The sequence below is a fragment of the Enterococcus sp. BWT-B8 genome (assembly GCF_020567625.1).
Taxonomy (GTDB): Bacteria; Bacillota; Bacilli; order Lactobacillales; family Enterococcaceae; genus Enterococcus_L.
The window spans coordinates 14806-31625 of sequence record NZ_JAJDJV010000019.1; the positions used below are offsets into that span (position 1 = coordinate 14806).

Here is a 16820-nt window from a genome sequence, read left to right on the forward strand (position 1 = left end):
GGGAATGATCCTGTATAATATACGTTGAAACTTAAGAAAGTGGGACGTTTATATGTCTATGTTTATTTATGAAGTCATGTTGCGGCTGTTACTGACATTCATGATTTCTCTAATCCTGACGCCGCTGGTCAAATTGTTGGCTTTTCAAATTGGGGCCTACGATGCTCCAGGGGAACGGAGAATAAATAAAAAAAATATGCCGACTGCAGGCGGACTGGCGATTTACATCTCTTTTTGTATCTCGTGTCTGTTATTTTTTCACTCAGTAATTCCAACAAATTATATTCTGCCGATTATCCTTGCCGGCGGTATAGTGATTGCAACAGGGCTAATTGATGATATTTATGAATTGTCGCCTAGAAAAAAAACAATCGGTATATTGCTTGCTTCGCTGGTCATTTATTTTGTGGCCAAAATCCGAATAGATTTTGTTACTTTACCATTCTTTAATCAGCTTGATCTGCGCTGGCTGAGCCTGCCTCTGACAGTGGTTTGGATTGTTGCTATTACAAATGCAGTCAATCTGATTGACGGGCTGGATGGTTTGGCATCGGGTGTCTCAATTATCAGTCTGACAACCATAGGAATGGTTGGCTATTTCTTTCTGCATGCTGATTCAGTTTACGTTCCAATTGTTATTTTTATTTTAGTTGCCAGCATTGCCGGTTTCTTTCCTTATAATTTTTATCCCGCCAAAATTTTTCTTGGGGATACTGGAGCGCTGTTTCTTGGATTTATGATTGCAGTAATGTCTTTGCAGGGATTGAAAAATGCAACATTTATTTCAATGATCACACCGCTGATTATCTTGGGAGTGCCGATTACAGATACTGTGTATGCTATCATTCGTCGGCTGTTAAATAAGCGTCCTATTTCATCTGCTGACAAGATGCATCTTCATCATCGTTTGCTTTCTTTAGGCTTTACGCACAAAGGGGCAGTTATGACAATCTATGCGTTGGCGCTGGTTTTTTCCTTTGTTGCTTTGCTGTTCAGTTATGCTAGTAATGTTGCCTCGATTCTTTTGATTGTTTTCAGTTTAATTGGATTGGAGCTTTTTATCGAGTTGATTGGGTTAGTCGGAGAAAAGCACCAGCCATTGATGTATATTTTAAGAATGTTTGGAAATAAGGAATTTCGACAAGATCAAATAAATAAGCATGCCGGAAAGCATTCAAAAAAGAGGAAGTAATTTCCGAAAATGCGGAGCCTATGGTATACTTTACAAGGTAGAATGGAGCATATGATAATTATCATATGCTTTTTAATTTATGAAAGGTATAATTACGTACTTAATTTTACAGAAGGCAATGTGGGACAGGGAATAAATCTTTGCTTATTTGGCTGAAAGCAGGTTTGTTTTTTAATGAACATATTGGGAATACGTATATTAAGGGGATTATCTAACATTATGAATAATAAGATCGCACTTTCGATTGTAACGCATAACAGCAAACATATTTTTAAAGTCCTGGATAATCTGAGAGCAGAGCTGGGCGATAATTCAGAATATGAAGTACATATTTTTGATAATAATTCCGATAAAGACTATATAGCACGGCTGCAAACGTATGAACCCTTTATTGTTCTCCAGCAACATAAGGAAAACAGAGGCTTTGGATACGGTCATAATCAGGTTTTTAAAGAAGCAGCTGCACAGTATGGTATTATTTTCAATCCTGATGTTCTTGTGAGCAAGCAAGCAATGGACAGCATGATTCAACGAATCAGAGAGAATGAACAGGTTGCTCTCATCTGCCCGAAGGTATTAAATTATGATGGGACGATACAATATTTGGTTCGTCAGAAATTGGATGTTTTTGACTACATGCTCCGGTTTGTTCCTATCCATTTTGTGAAAAAAATATTTGATAAGCGTCTGGCTTATTATGAATGCCGGGATCTGCCAGAAGACAAAACCTCATACATCAAAATGGGATCTGGATGTTTTATGGTTATAGATGTAGAAAAATACAATGAGATTCAAGGATTTGATGAACGATTTTTCATGTATTTTGAAGATAATGACCTGTGTCTGCGTTTTGGACAAAAAGGATATAAGATTCTTTATACGCCTTTTGAAACAGTTACCCACCTTTATGAAAAAGGGGCGCATAAAAACATGAAACTATTTAATATTTTTATGCAGTCCATGTTCAGATTCTTCAATAAATGGGGCTGGAGGTTTTTTTGATGGATACGAGATTGGTAATTGTACTTGTATTGTATCAGAAGAAGCTTGCAGAGTCTCCGAGCTATGACATTTTACAGACTGCTGTATCAGAAAATGAAACAGTTGACTTGTTTATTTATGATAACAGTGAGCAAGCCCAGAAAGATTCTTTGTTTGATTTGAAAAATGTACACTATATTCATGATGCGGAGAACTCAGGTCTTGCAAAGGCATACAATGCCGGAGCAGAGTGGCTTAAAAAGTGTAAAGGCAGACTTCTGATGCTGTTGGATCAGGATACTGTCGTTGCTTTGGCAGATATCGAACAAATTCTTGCTCTGCCTGAAACAGAGATAGAGACAGTAGGGGCATTTGTTCCTTTTATTCGCTCAGGGAATCAGCAAATTTCTCCGGTTTTCAGTGATACGTATATCAGCAGAGAGCGTTCTTTTCCACAAACAGGTGTGACAGATCAGGCGCTGATGGCTATTAATTCCGGTACCGTTCTGACAGAGAAAGGGCTCATGGCTGTCGAAGCATTTAATGAATCGTTTCCGTTGGATTTTTTGGATCATTGGGTATTCTGGACCCTGCATCAAAAAGGTTTGAAAATTGAGGTTCTTCCTCTAACTTTCGAACATGACCTTTCTGTTCTTGACTATAGCAGTGTTTCGTTAAAAAGATACGAATCCATTATTTCGGCTGAGTCATTGTTTTATGGGGAATATGATCAAAAGAAATTGGACATTCATACAAAACATTTGCTTAAACGAACACTTAAGCAGTTTTTACTGGTAAAAAATAGAGCGATATGGCGACGAACTTGGAAAGAGTATCGAAAATTAGTGAGGGATAGTAAGTGATTTCTGTATGCATTGCTACTTATAATGGCCAAAAATTTATTTCAGCACAACTAGACAGTATTCTTCCTCAGTTAGGAGCAAAGGATGAAGTGATTGTTTCTGATGACGGTTCTTCAGATGAAACAATAACGATTATCAATGAGTATGTGAAGAAGGATAAACGAATTCGCTTAACAGAGGGACCGCGTCAGGGGGTTATAGCCAATTTTAACTGGGCTGTTAGTCAAAGTGCTGGGGAATTTATCTTTTTGGCAGATCAAGACGATGTCTGGCTGCCTGAAAAAGTTGATAAAATTCTTGGCTATTTTTCAGAACATCCTGAAGCAGAGCTTGTTGTCAGTGACTTAACAATTGTTGATGAAGGATTAAAGCCTATTATTTCTTCCTATTTTGACTATCGAAAGGTAAAGCAGGGATTCTGGACAAATTTTATGAAAAGCGGCTATATCGGAGCAGGCATGTGTCTTCGTGCAAGCTTAAAAAAGAAAATTTTGCCCATTCCTTATAATGTTCCGATGCATGATATGTGGATTGGACTAATCAGTGAATATTACCACAGCAGTGCTTTTCTTAAAGAACCGCTGACGTACTATCGCAGACATGAAGAGAACGTCAGTGAAATTGCTACAAGTTCCAGTGCTGTACAAAAAATAACATGGCGTCTGACTTTGATTTACTTACTGATTCAGCGGCTGTTTTTCAAAAGATGAAAGGCAGATTACGTTTTTGTAAAATATAAGGAAAATACATGACAAGTTTATAGGTTAATGAGATAATGTAAAATGGTATGTAAAGAATGCAACAATAAATATTTATGAAGGAGTTTTTCCATGAAAGGAATTATCTTAGCCGGCGGAAGCGGAACAAGATTATATCCGCTGACAAAAGCAACATCCAAACAACTAATGCCGATATATGACAAGCCAATGATTTATTATCCAATGTCCACATTAATGCTGGCAGGGATTAAGGAGATATTGATTATCTCTACCCCGGAAGACACACCTAGATTTGAAAACCTATTTGGTGATGGTTCTGATTTAGGCATCCATATTGAGTATGCAGTCCAAGAAAGTCCTGACGGCTTGGCACAAGCGTTTATTATCGGAGAATCCTTTATAGGGGATGACAGTGTTTGTCTGGTTTTGGGCGATAATATTTATTATGGCGGCGGGTTATCCAAGATGCTGCAGAGAGCAGCAGCAAAGGAAAACGGAGCAACTGTCTTCGGATATCACGTAAATGATCCTGAACGTTTTGGTGTAGTAGAATTTGATGGAGAGATGACGGCTCTTTCAATTGAAGAGAAGCCGGAAAAGCCAAAATCAAATTATGCGGTTACGGGCTTGTACTTCTATGACAATGATGTGGTGGAGATTGCTAAAGGTATTCAGCCTTCAGAGCGCGGCGAACTGGAAATCACCGATGTAAATAAAGTATATCTGGAAAAGAATAAATTATCAGTGGAAGTGATGGGCAGAGGCTTTGCGTGGCTTGATACTGGAACGCATGAATCGCTTCTGGAAGCATCAACCTTTATTGAGACAATTGAAAAACGTCAAAATCTAAAAGTAGCCTGTCTGGAAGAAATTGCTTATCGCATGGGTTATATTTCAAAAGAGCAACTGACTGAATTAGCACAGCCGTTGAAGAAAAACGGGTATGGTCAATATTTGCTGAGGCTGGCTGAAGTGTAGCAGGAGGAACGGAAAATAAATGAAAGTCATTGAAACAAAATTAAAAGATGTCAAAATAATCGAAATGGATGTCTTTGGTGATCATAGAGGATTTTTTACAGAAAGCTATTCAAAAGAAAAATTTGCACAGCATGGTCTGAATTTTGATTTTGTGCAGGATAACCATTCGCTTTCCAGCGAAGCAGGCGTTTTAAGAGGTCTGCACTTTCAAAAGGGAGAAGCTGCTCAGACAAAGCTGATTCGAGTGGTAACAGGAGCAGTTTTAGACGTTATCGTGGATATTCGTAAAGGCAGTCCGACTTATGGAGCTTGGGAAGGCTATATTTTGTCTGAACATAATTATCGTCAGCTGCTGGTTCCGAGAGGCTATGCTCATGGATTTGTAACGCTGACACCGGATGTTAATTTTATGTATAAATGTGATAACTACTACAGTGCAGAAGCAGATGGCGGGATCGCATTTGATGATCCTGATTTGGCGATTGACTGGCCGATTGATATCAGTAAGGCAATTACTTCTGAAAAGGATCAGCAACACCCTACTTTAAAAGAATTTGAAGCAGAAAACCCATTTGTTTATGGTGAAATTTAGAAATTGAGAGAGGTCTTGAAGATGAAAAACATTATAGTTACCGGCGGAGCTGGTTTTATTGGGTCAAATTTTGTTCACTACGTGGTGAATAACCATCCGGAAGTTCATGTAACTGTATTGGATAAACTAACTTATGCAGGAAACAGAGAAAACCTTGCAGGACTTCCCTCAGATCGAGTGGAATTAGTTGTTGGAGATATAGCAGATGCAGAGCTTGTTGAAAAACTGGTTAAAGAAACAGATGCGGTAGTTCATTATGCAGCAGAATCTCACAATGATAATTCTCTGAACGATCCATATCCATTTTTACAGACAAATATTATTGGAACTTATACACTGATCGAGGCATGCCGCAAAAATAATGTTCGTTATCACCATGTGTCAACAGACGAAGTGTACGGAGATCTTCCATTACGTGAAGATTTACCGGGACATGGAGAAGGACCGGGAGAGAAGTTTACTGATGAAACACCTTACAACCCATCAAGTCCTTATTCTTCAACAAAAGCAGGGTCAGACCTGCTTGTTAAAGCATGGGTTCGTTCATTTAATCTGCAGGCAACAATTTCCAACTGTTCAAACAACTACGGACCTTATCAGCATATCGAGAAATTTATTCCTCGCCAGATTACGAATGTCTTAAGCGGAATCAAGCCTAAATTATATGGAGCAGGAAAAAATGTTCGGGATTGGATCCACACGAATGATCACTCTTCTGCTGTCTGGGCGATTTTGACAAAAGGACGAATCGGTGAAACCTATTTGATTGGTGCCGATGGCGAGGAAGATAATAAGACAGTTATTGAACTGATTCTGGAATTGATGGGACAGCCGACAGATGCTTACGAACATGTAAATGATCGCGCTGGTCATGATTTACGATATGCGATTGATTCTGCCAAGCTTCGTGAAGAATTGGGCTGGAAACCTGAGTTCACTAATTTCCGGGATGGATTAGCCGACACGATTAAATGGTATTCTGAAAATGAAACCTGGTGGCTGGCTGAAAAAGAAGCAGTTGAGTCAAACTATGCTAAGAACGGTCAGTAGTACTTGACATGTTTATTTAATAAGAGTCAGGATTATAGGTGCCCTTTATCATGTGTTCTAATGATAGAGGGTAGTATTGGTAATGGGGACCAGTTTTTTCGACAATATTTTTTCAAACAAGAAAAATTATTGCTATTACCGGAGAAAGGTTTCCGTAACAAACAATGACAAGCAGAGGAGAAAATAAAATGATCTTAATTACTGGTGGAAATGGACAGCTGGGAACGGAACTACGCCATTTACTTGATGAGCAGGGTTTGGAATATATTTCAACAGATGCTGGGGAAATGGATATTACCAGTCTGGAAGAAACAAAAGCGTTTATTTCTGAAGTTAAACCTGAATTGATTTATCATTGTGCTGCCTATACTGCGGTAGACAAAGCGGAAGATGAAGGCAAAGAGCTTGATGAAAAGATCAACGTTGACGGGACTAAAAACGTGGCCGAAGCAGCGGAAGCTGTTGGTGCAGTTTTAGTCTATATCAGTACAGATTATGTATTTGACGGTACTAAAAAAGACGGACTCTATCAGACTGATGATCAGACAAATCCTCAAAATGAATATGGACGTACGAAATTGTTGGGTGAACAAATTGTTCAGGAAACAATGAGCAAGTATTATATCATAAGGACTTCCTGGGTCTTTGGAAAATATGGTCATAATTTCGTTTTTACCATGCAAAAGCTGGCGGAAACCAGAGATCAGCTGACTGTTGTAGATGATCAGTTCGGACGTCCTACATGGACCCGGACACTAGCTGAGTTTATGCTGTTTGTTATTCAAGAAAAAGCGGATTACGGTATTTATCATCTATCAAATGAGAATAGCTGCAGCTGGTATGAGTTTGCAAAAGAAATCTTAAAAGACACGGATGTTGAAGTGCTGCCTGTGGATTCAACGCAATTTCCGCAAAAAGCGAAACGTCCGCAGTACTCTGTAATGGATTTAAGAAAGACTGAAGCATTGGGTTTTGAGATTCCAACTTGGCAGCAGGCATTGGCACAAATGCTGGAAAGTATTAAATAACCGGAATATAAAAAAAAGATTTGTTTAAATGAATAAGTTCTATGAATACCTGTAGAATAAAATGAAGGAGAGTATTATGAAAGTTGCAGTTTTGATCCCTTGTTATAATGAAGAATTGACAATCAAAAAAGTCATTGAAGATTTTCGTAAAGAATTACCAGATGCAGATATTTATGTTTATGATAATAATTCAACTGACAATACAAATAAAATTGCCAGAGAAGCCGGCGCGATTGTCAGAAAAGAACCACGACAAGGGAAAGGACATGTCGTGAGACAAATGTTCTTTGAGATTGAGGCGGATTATTATCTGATGGTTGATGGGGATGACACTTACCCGGCAGATGCCTGCCACAGTTTACTTGAAACGCTGATAAACGGTGAGGCTGACATGGTCATTGGGGACCGACTTTCCAATGGAACGTATACGAATGAGAACAAACGTCCAATGCATAATCTGGGAAATAATCTGGTAAAGAATTCTATTAATCTATTGTACGGTAGTGATATCAAGGATATCATGACTGGGTATCGCGGATTCAACAAGTATTTTGTTCAAAGTTACCCTGTAATGAGTAACGGCTTCCAAATTGAAACGGAACTGAGTATTCACACATTGGATAAACGCTTCAGATTAAAGGAAATTCCCATCATTTACAGAGATCGTCCGGAAGGCAGCGAATCAAAGCTGAATACTATTTCAGATGGTTTCAAAGTAATTATGACAATTATTAATATGTTTAAAAATTATAAACCTTTATTTTTCTTTTCTATAGGTGCACTGATATTTTTTATCATTAGTCTTCTCATTGGAATTCCAGTAATCAATGAATTTATTCAGACTTCTTTTATCAGTAAAGTTCCATCTGCTATTCTGGCAGTGGGGCTAATGCTTGTTGCCTTGCTGTTGTTTATTACTGGTCTGATTTTAGATACAGTTGTTAACAATTCAAGGAAAGATTACGAACTGGAGTTGCACGATATTTACTGGCGAAACAATCAGGTTGATAAAAATAAAAAATAAAGCAGGTTGCGGCATAAAGTAAACAACGGATGGTCGGCACCTTGTTAGCAACAGTTAAAAGTGAATGGCAAGCAGAAATAATCATGCAGCTGTTTTTGGAGGCATATATTTTCTGCCTGCTGTTTACTGTTTTTTTGAAAAGCAGTTTTAGAAAGGATATAACTAAGTTTATGCTAAATAAAATCATAGGGTTTGGTATTGTCGGGATTATAGCAACAGTTATTGATTTTGCCAGTTTGTTTATTTTAAGATCTGTATTAGGTGTTGATGTGTACATAGCTGCTACAATTGCATTTATACTGGCACTAATTTTCAATTACGTGGCGAGTATGAAATATGTTTTTGTAGCTAAAGAAGGACTTTCCGTTCAAAAACAGGTAGTTATCTTTTTTGTAACAGCCGTAATCGGCTGGATGATCAATCAGGCAATGATGTATGTGGGAATTGAATGGCTGGGTATTTACTATATGCTGGCCAAGTTCCTTGCGACTACTGTGACGATGATCTTTAATTTTGTTTCTCGACACATATTGCTGGAAAGGTAGAGGAGAACAAAATGAAAAAGGAATCAAAAAAGAATCTGTATTGCTTTCTTGTTTGTGGAGTGATTTCCAGTATCGTTGGCTTGTTTTTAGCACATGGCTCACAGATAGGCTTTCGTAATGTCATTCATTCCATGATGAATTCGCAGCTGGTAATTCAAGATACTGAACCAGAAGCAGTAGGATACGATTCTGAAAACGGGGAACTGACATCAGAGAGAGAGGATTCCTATCTGATTTATCAGGGAATCAATTCTTATGTAAATAAGTTGAGTCTGAGAGTGTCCTCTTCAGAACTTCCTGTAGACATAAAAATATATTATACTCAACAGGGTGAAGATTTTTCAGAAGAGAAATCGATAGAGAGGGTTCTATCTGTTGACGGAGAAGAAATCAGTTTTTCTATTAATTCTTACATCAGTGATTTACGGGTTGATTTAGGATCAGCTGCTGATCAGAAATTTAAAATAGAGACTTTTGATTTGGTCAAGCCCAGTGTTTTGCTTTCAAAAGGAACTTTGACGCTGGCATTCCTTATTGCAGCGGCTGTTTTGTTTCTTTTTGCTCATTTTATTGTTGGACCAAATACATTATATCAAACCATTGACCGCTACCGTTATTGGATTGCGGCAGCTTGTATTGCAATCGCAGTTCTTTTGGAATTAAGCGGCTCTTCTATTGCTTCATGGAGAGACTACATATCCATGGAAAATGATGGTCTTTTAGTTGGAGTAAATCGACCTATTCGATCTGATGAATGGGCGGTTAATACACCGATGACCATGTCGCAATATTATAATGGGTATTCGGCTGTCAGCAATATCATCAGAGGAACTTTAACGGATGTGTCGATCGTTTATGGTCAGCCGGCGTTTAGTTTGAATCTTCTGTTCAGAATATTCAGTGTCGGCTATGTTTTACTGGGCACTTCTTATGGATTGGCATTTTTCTGGTATGCCCGACTGGTTGTTTTATTTTTGGTTACATATGAATTTGTCAAATTAATAACTAAAGGCAATAAACCGTATGCTCTTCTTGGAAGTATCTTGATTACATTTTCCCCAATTGTTCAATGGTGGTTTGCCATCAACGGACTAGTGGAAATGCTGATAGCCGCACAGCTGTCAATACTGCTTTTGGACAAATATATTAAAACAGACAATAGCAAAAAAAGAGCTCTGTATTTTGTTTTAATACTGCTTTGTGCCGGGAATTTCATTTTGACTTTCTATCCGTCGTGGATGATTCCGGTAGCATATGTACTTGTAGGCTGTATATTGTGGATATTTATAGAAAATCGATCTATTTTGAAATTTAAAAGAATTGACATTATTACTATTGCCTGTATGACTATCCTATTTGCTGCAGTAATAGGCTATGTTTTCAGTTCATCCATAGATACAATTAATTCAGTAATGAACACAGTTTATCCGGGCGCCAGAGTAGAGCTTGGCGGCGGTTATGAAATTAAGAACCTTTGGGGCGGGTTTACAAATCTGTTCTTCCCGTTCAGACCGTATGCTGATATCCATAATACTTCGGAAATGGCTGTCTTTTTGGATCTATTTCCTTTGGGTATTGTTCTGAGTCTCTTTTATATGTTCAAAGATAAGAAGAAAGATACATTGATGATTATTCTTATCATAGTCAGTATTTTCCTGCTTGTATGGATGACTGTCGGCTATCCTGAGATCGTAGCAAAAATTACTTTCCTGGATAAAACGCAATCCAGACGTGCATATCTGGGTCTTGGTCTGGCCAACACATTCCTGCTTTTGCGCGTTCTTTCGTTGATGGAAGTAAAAATTAAACCGCTATGGGGGTTCCTGACAGCCGGTCTGTATGCTGTTATAGCCGCTTGGGCGAATCAGCAGCAGTATCCAATATTTCTTCGTCATCCTCTGGCAATACTGGCTGTCTTTTTCCTTACTTTCAGTATGGGGGCTTTGGTTATCTGTCTAAATAGAAAACCAAAGCTAGTCACAGCTTTTATCGGTCTGATAGTACTGATCAGCGGCTTTTCTGTGAATCCGATTCAGCAGTCGACAGATAGTATTGAAAAATCAAAGCTTGCAGTTTCTCTAAAGGAGATTCAAAAAGAAGAGGAAGGAACATGGATTGTTGAAGGAACAGGTTTGCCAATGAATAATATACTGATAATGTTTGGTCTGCCGACAATCAACTCTACAAATGTCTACCCGAATCTGGATTTATGGGAATCAATAGATGAAGATAAAAAATATGAAGATATATATAATCGCTATGCTCATATTGTAATCAGAGCAGTTGCTTCTGAAGATCCTGCTGAAGGCAGCTTTGAGCTTGTGCAGGCTGATGTATTTATTGTGAATCTTTCTTTGCAGGAACTGAAAAATATGAACGTAAAATATATTCTTACACAGAATGATCTGAGTTTTATTCCTGAGTTTGAACAAGGCACAGAATTCAAATACCTTTCAGATGAAGGGCATAGAGTCTATAAAATTAATTAATAATACTGCATGTTAACTAAGCAAACCGACAGTTGTCAGGTTAATCAGAGGAAGAAAGAGTATTTGTTTGATTCCTCTTAATACGGTAAAATAATGAGTAGTACTTTATGGAATAGTATGAATGAAAAAACGGGTAATTGATTTCAGGAGGAAAAAATGAGTAAAAGAGTAATTATTTCCCTGATTGTCTGCGCAGATCTACTTGCGATCAGTACAGCACCTGCAATAGTTGTATCTGCAGAGGACAATACAACTTCAGGAATGGAGACACAAATAAACGAAATCTTGCTGGAAAATCAGCAGGTGGAAAGCTCCTCAAAAGAAGGAACGATCAGCACTGAAGCAGTTCCAGAGAGTAATACGACTGAAACTGAAAGCAGCACTTCTGTGGAAGAAAAAACGTCAGAAACAACAGAGACTGAAGAACCAACTGTTAATCCGACATTCGGAGTGACAGATTCAGGCGAGGGGTATACTGAGCCTTCTCCGGCCAGTCGTTCTGATTTGACAATGGCCAGCCGCCGGGCAGCAGCAATCTCTCCATTAGCAAGTATTGATGTGGTTAATGCGGGAGAAGAAAATCGTCCAACTTTAAGTTTTATTGATGTTTCTTCGCATAACGGAGAGATTTCAGCCAGTCAGTATTTGATGATGAAGAATTATGGAGTGACGGGAGTAGTTGTCAAACTGACAGAAGGTACTACCTATTTTAATCCATATGCACAATCACAAATCACTAACGCTCGAACAGCAGGATTGAAAGTGTCTGTTTATCATTACAGTCACTATACGACTGAGGCAGGAGCCAAAGCAGAAGCTGCCTACTTTGCCAGTAAAGCAAATTCTCTTTTGCTTCCAAAGGATACAGTAATGGTGGATGACATTGAAGAATCTGCGATGAGAACAGCAGCCGTTAATACAAATACAAAAGCCTTTAAAGCACAGTTAAACAGTTCGGGTTACAGTAAAGTTGCCTATTATTTGTCAAGGAGCTGGCTGGATGTTGAAGGAGGCGTATTTAGCACCAGTACATTTGAAAAGGGGAATATTTGGGTTGCTCAATATCCTTATTCACCGACAGCTTCACAAAATTGGAATAGCGACTATTCTTCATGGCAATGGTCATCTAATTTTTATTTCCCGGGAATTGCTCATCCTTTTGATGTGAATACAGATTATACCGGTTTGTTTACAAATGGAAACGGCAGTCACTGGAATGCGGCAATTCCTGTAACAGGTACAACAACGGTTGCAGATACAGCAAAGACCGAAACAACCTTTAAAGCAACTGCTGCTGTTCAGGCCGGGGGGTATACGCCTCATAAAGTAATTTTTGCTGTCTGGTCCAACATGAATGGACAGGATGACATCCGATGGTATGAGGGCAGTTTGGATAATAACGGAACATGGAGCACCAATATAGATGTTGCCAATCATAAAGACAGTGGACAATACTCTGTTCATACCTATGTTCAAATGCTGTCTGTTTCATCTGATAAAATATTTACAGCAAGTTCCGGCTTTTCCGTTTCACCTGTATCAGCAAGTATATCCACAGGTAAATACGACGAATCCAAAGGTACTTTCGATATTATTGTAGAAGGGGACAGCCCATCTGGAATCAGTCGTGTGTCTGTGCCGATTTGGAGTAAAAGCGATCAGTCTGATATTAAATGGTACGATGCGGTGAAGCAGGCGGATGGTTCTTATAAAGCAACTTTTGATATTAAAAATCACAAGTACAATATCGGAAAATATAACATACACGCTTACGTATATGCTGTGAACGGGTTGACTGCTGTGAAAGCTGCAAGTCCTGTTACAGTTACTCTGGCACCGTTGTCTGGTTCTGTAACAATTCAGGATAAGCAGAAAACAGAAACAAATTATCTTGCTACAGCGACTCTTAGCATGGGTTCTTATGGAACACCAAAAGAGATATACTTTGTTACTTGGAGCAAAAATAACGGACAGGATGATATCCGCTGGTATACTGGCTTTAAACAAAGCAATGGTACCTATACTGCTGCAATTAACATTAAAAATCATAAAGATACCGGAGACTACAATGTTCATACATATGCAAGACTTTCCGATGGAACATTGAAAATGGTCACATCTAATGTATTTACTGTATCTCCGAATGTATTAACTGTAACGGCGGGAAGCTATAACCAAAGCAAGGGAACGTTTACTGTAACTGTGAAAGGCACGAGTCCATCAGGCTTAAGCAAGGTCCGAATTCCGATTTGGAGTCAAAGTAATCAATCGGATATTAAATGGTATGATGGCGTCAAACAGAGTGACGGCAGTTTTAAAGTGACCGCTGATGTTAAGAATCATAAATTTAATTCCGGAGATTATCGGATTCATATCTATGCCGATGCAGCAAATGGTACAACTGGTTTTGCAGCAGCACCTGTTTTGAAAGTGACTGCACCGAGTCTGACTGGGACCTTGGATATTAAAGATAGTAATGGTAAAGAAATGTACTACAATATAAAACTTAACGTTGCCATGGGTATTTATGGAACACCAAAAGAAGTATTGATTCCTGTATGGAGTCAGGTAAACGGACAGGATGATATTCAATGGTATAAAGCGACTAAAAACAGTAATGGTAGCTACAGTGCCAAAGTCGATATCTCAAAGCATAAAGGTTCAGGTGCTTATAATGCACATGCCTACGTTAAATTAGCAGATGGGACGATGAAGCTGGCAACCGCAAAAGTATTTACTGTTTCTGAACCGACGCTTACTGTGACCACTAGTACTTACAATGCAGCGACTAAATCCTTTGTCGTAACATTGAAGGGGAGCAGCAAATCTGGAATTTCAAGAATCAGAGTGCCTGTATGGAGTAAGGTAAATCAGTCTGATATCAAATGGTATGATGCTGTGAAGCAATCAAATGGTACTTATAAAGTGATAGTAAACATTAAAGATCATGGAAACAATACTGGGAAATACATGGTGCATGCCTATATGTATTCCGTTAACGGGCTGTCTACTTTTGGAGCAGGAAGCCAAGTGAATGTAACAAAATAAGGATAGAAAAATGATGTAAACTATAGCTGCTGCTTTCTGGAAGTACAGATATAGTTTATATTTTTGTTCAGTAAAAATGGTAAAAAATTCTTTATGGATTTTTGATAAAATTGCCTGCTTTTGAAATAAGTGATATAATTTGTTGATGTTTTAATGGACGAGCAGGGACAAAAGAATGTAGTGTAGGAGATTAGATAATTATATGTTTAAAAAGCTGATGAGTATACCAATCGAACTAATTCAAAATAGAAAATTGATCTTTACTTTAGCTAAAAATGACTTTAAAACAAAATATGCAGGCTCTTATCTAGGCATTTTCTGGGCATTTGTTCAACCGATTATTACGATTTTTGTTTATTGGTTTGTTTTTGGCAACATTTTTCAGAATGGTACAGATCGAGGGGCGCCTTATGTTTTATGGCTGGTTACGGGGCTGGTCCCCTGGTTCTTTTTACAGGATGGGTTGGTGTCGGGAACAAACACATTTATTGAATATAATTATCTAGTAAAAAAAGTTGTCTTTAAAATCAGTATCCTGCCAATGGTAAAAATATTGTCAGCCTTTTTTATTCACATATTTTTTCTTGGGTTTGTTTTGCTGATGTATGTGTTTTATGGTATAGTCCCTGATTTTTATTATCTTCAGGTGATTTACTACAGCTTTTGTATTTTCTGTTTTGTATTGGCAGTCTCTTATATTACCAGTTCGATCGTTGTCTTTTTCAGGGACCTCACTCAAATTGTTAATATAGTCCTTCAAGTTGGAATTTGGCTGACGCCGATTATGTGGGCTTTTCCTGATTTGGGCTTGTCAGACAGCAGTTTAATTGCTAAACTGCTTAAATTAAATCCAATGTATTATGTGGTTAACGGCTATCGTACAACGCTGATTGATAAAATTGGTTTTTGGGAATATCCCAGCCTGACTCTCTATTTTTGGGGAGTAACTGCTGTTTTGTTTTTGATCGGAATTTTATTGTTTAGAAGATTAAAAGTACATTTTGCAGATGTGCTGTAAAGGGGCTCAACCATGTCAGAAAGTGTAATTACCGTAGAAAGTTTAAATAAAGTATATCGTTTATATGATAAACCCTTCGACCGGATGAAAGAAGCTCTAGGGATGAAGGTCAATTCCACTGAACATTTTGCTCTGAAAGATGTCAGTTTTGATGTGAAAAAAGGCGAAACCATAGGTATTATCGGGACGAATGGATCCGGTAAATCGACTTGTCTGAAGATTATCACAGGGGTGCTGAATCCTACAAGCGGCAATGTTACTGTAAATGGACGTATTTCTGCCCTGCTTGAGCTAGGAGCAGGTTTTAATCCAGAATATTCAGGGTTGGAAAATGTTTATTTGAACGGCACAATGATTGGTTTCAGCAGAGAAGAAATCGATGAAAAGCTGGATGCAATTTTGGAGTTCGCTGACATTGGCGAATATATACATCAGCCTGTCAAGTCATACTCCAGCGGTATGTTTGTGCGGCTGGCTTTTGCTGTGGCTATTAATATAGAGCCTGAAATACTGATTGTGGATGAAGCTTTGTCCGTAGGCGATGTTTTCTTTCAGGCGAAGTGCTACAAAAAATTTGAAGAATTTAAAGAAAATGGCAAAACAATCTTACTGGTCAGTCATGATTTGGGCAGTATCAGCAAATATTGTGACAGAGTTGTTCTCTTAAATAATGGAGAGAAGCTTGATGAAGGAAGCTCCAAAGAAATGGTTGATCTGTTTAAAAAAGTTTTGGTAAAACAAGAAGGTATTCAGGCATATGATTCACCAAAAGGAATCAATGATGTTGATGATATTCGAATGGATGAAGCAGACAGCTGGAAAAAGCCATTCAGTTTAAATCCTGATGTCTTGGAGTATGGAAATAAGATGGCAGAAATCATTGATTTTACTATTATTGATTCTGACGGTCTTGCTGCAAACACGATCGAAAAATTTACTGATTTTACTATTAAGATGAAAATAAAATTCCACCAGGATTTGGCCGATGCGATTTATGCTTTCACCATCAAAGATCTGAAAGGGACAGAAATTTCCGGCACCAACAGTCTGTTTGAAAAGGTTGAGGTGAGAGCGCGTAAGAAAGGAACGATACTCGAAGTTTCTTTCACGCAAAATATGGCGATTCAAGGCGGAGAATATTTGTTGTCACTGGGATGTACAGGATACCCACAGGGAGAATTCGATGTATATCACAGACTTTATGATATTTGTAATATTACAGTTGTTTCTTCAAAAGATACTGTAGGATATTTTGACATGAATTCAAAAGTAAAGATAGATATAGTGGATTAA

General features: G+C 38.2%; 14 protein-coding genes. All 14 read left to right on the plus strand.

Annotated elements, in window-relative coordinates; genetic code table 11:
* The first annotated feature begins 52 nt into the window (after positions 1-52).
* The 14 genes from LI951_RS14115 (at position 53) to LI951_RS14180 (ending at position 16820) form a co-directional block, all read left to right on the plus strand.
* Positions 53-1192, plus strand: coding sequence for a glycosyltransferase family 4 protein (locus tag LI951_RS14115; RefSeq protein WP_202068957.1), 1140 nt, complete (start codon positions 53-55; stop codon positions 1190-1192).
* Between the two features lie 219 nt (positions 1193-1411).
* A complete protein-coding gene (locus LI951_RS14120; protein ID WP_202068955.1) occupies positions 1412-2194 on the plus strand; it encodes a glycosyltransferase family 2 protein in 783 nt (260 codons plus the stop codon).
* Positions 2194-3036: a glycosyltransferase gene (locus tag LI951_RS14125; protein ID WP_229442653.1), complete on the plus strand. Its 843-nt coding sequence runs from the start codon at positions 2194-2196 to the stop codon at positions 3034-3036. The genes LI951_RS14120 and LI951_RS14125 overlap by 1 nt, the downstream gene beginning before the upstream one ends.
* The gene (locus LI951_RS14130; protein ID WP_202068951.1) at positions 3033-3746 is read left to right on the plus strand and encodes a glycosyltransferase family 2 protein; all 714 of its coding nucleotides are present in this window, start codon (positions 3033-3035) and stop codon (positions 3744-3746) included. Before LI951_RS14125 ends, LI951_RS14130 begins: the two co-directional genes overlap by 4 nt.
* A 120-nt stretch (positions 3747-3866) precedes the next feature.
* Positions 3867-4733: a glucose-1-phosphate thymidylyltransferase RfbA gene (gene rfbA / locus LI951_RS14135; protein WP_202068949.1), complete on the plus strand. Its 867-nt coding sequence runs from the start codon at positions 3867-3869 to the stop codon at positions 4731-4733.
* 19 nt (positions 4734-4752) lie between these two features.
* On the plus strand, positions 4753-5325 hold the full coding sequence (gene rfbC / locus LI951_RS14140; protein WP_229442655.1) for a dTDP-4-dehydrorhamnose 3,5-epimerase: 573 nt from the start codon (positions 4753-4755) through the stop codon (positions 5323-5325).
* A 21-nt stretch (positions 5326-5346) separates the two neighbouring features.
* Positions 5347-6375, plus strand: a complete 1029-nt coding sequence (gene rfbB / locus LI951_RS14145) for a dTDP-glucose 4,6-dehydratase (RefSeq protein ID WP_202068945.1) — start codon at positions 5347-5349, stop codon at positions 6373-6375.
* Positions 6376-6563: 188 nt separating this feature from the next.
* Positions 6564-7403 (plus strand): dTDP-4-dehydrorhamnose reductase, encoded by an 840-nt coding sequence (rfbD, locus tag LI951_RS14150; RefSeq protein ID WP_229442657.1) that lies wholly within the window; start codon positions 6564-6566, stop codon positions 7401-7403.
* A gap of 76 nt (positions 7404-7479) precedes the next feature.
* On the plus strand, positions 7480-8427 hold the full coding sequence (locus LI951_RS14155; RefSeq protein WP_420705942.1) for a glycosyltransferase family 2 protein: 948 nt from the start codon (positions 7480-7482) through the stop codon (positions 8425-8427).
* 41 nt (positions 8428-8468) lie between these two features.
* Positions 8469-8972, plus strand: a complete 504-nt coding sequence (locus tag LI951_RS14160) for a GtrA family protein (RefSeq protein ID WP_229442660.1) — start codon at positions 8469-8471, stop codon at positions 8970-8972.
* 11 nt (positions 8973-8983) lie between these two features.
* A complete protein-coding gene (locus tag LI951_RS14165; RefSeq protein WP_229442661.1) occupies positions 8984-11461 on the plus strand; it encodes a YfhO family protein in 2478 nt (825 codons plus the stop codon).
* 156 nt (positions 11462-11617) lie between these two features.
* Positions 11618-14509: a GBS Bsp-like repeat-containing protein gene (locus LI951_RS14170; RefSeq protein ID WP_229442662.1), complete on the plus strand. Its 2892-nt coding sequence runs from the start codon at positions 11618-11620 to the stop codon at positions 14507-14509.
* 202 nt (positions 14510-14711) lie between these two features.
* Positions 14712-15527: an ABC transporter permease gene (locus tag LI951_RS14175; protein ID WP_229442664.1), complete on the plus strand. Its 816-nt coding sequence runs from the start codon at positions 14712-14714 to the stop codon at positions 15525-15527.
* 12 nt (positions 15528-15539) lie between these two features.
* On the plus strand, positions 15540-16820 hold the full coding sequence (locus tag LI951_RS14180; protein ID WP_229442666.1) for an ABC transporter ATP-binding protein: 1281 nt from the start codon (positions 15540-15542) through the stop codon (positions 16818-16820).

Excerpts from the sequence above, each read along its gene's own strand:
- LI951_RS14115 (WP_202068957.1), top strand. The coding sequence starts at position 53 with ATGTCTATGTTTATTTATGAAGTCATGTTGCGGCTGTTACTGACATTC.
- LI951_RS14120 (WP_202068955.1), top strand. The coding sequence starts at position 1,412 with ATGAATAATAAGATCGCACTTTCGATTGTAACGCATAACAGCAAACAT.
- LI951_RS14125 (WP_229442653.1), top strand. The coding sequence starts at position 2,194 with ATGGATACGAGATTGGTAATTGTACTTGTATTGTATCAGAAGAAGCTT.
- rfbA (WP_202068949.1), top strand. The coding sequence starts at position 3,867 with ATGAAAGGAATTATCTTAGCCGGCGGAAGCGGAACAAGATTATATCCG.
- rfbC (WP_229442655.1), top strand. The coding sequence starts at position 4,753 with ATGAAAGTCATTGAAACAAAATTAAAAGATGTCAAAATAATCGAAATG.
- rfbB (WP_202068945.1), top strand. The coding sequence starts at position 5,347 with ATGAAAAACATTATAGTTACCGGCGGAGCTGGTTTTATTGGGTCAAAT.
- rfbD (WP_229442657.1), top strand. The coding sequence starts at position 6,564 with ATGATCTTAATTACTGGTGGAAATGGACAGCTGGGAACGGAACTACGC.
- LI951_RS14155 (WP_420705942.1), top strand. The coding sequence starts at position 7,480 with ATGAAAGTTGCAGTTTTGATCCCTTGTTATAATGAAGAATTGACAATC.
- LI951_RS14165 (WP_229442661.1), top strand. The coding sequence starts at position 8,984 with ATGAAAAAGGAATCAAAAAAGAATCTGTATTGCTTTCTTGTTTGTGGA.
- LI951_RS14170 (WP_229442662.1), top strand. The coding sequence starts at position 11,618 with ATGAGTAAAAGAGTAATTATTTCCCTGATTGTCTGCGCAGATCTACTT.
- LI951_RS14175 (WP_229442664.1), top strand. The coding sequence starts at position 14,712 with ATGTTTAAAAAGCTGATGAGTATACCAATCGAACTAATTCAAAATAGA.
- LI951_RS14180 (WP_229442666.1), top strand. The coding sequence starts at position 15,540 with ATGTCAGAAAGTGTAATTACCGTAGAAAGTTTAAATAAAGTATATCGT.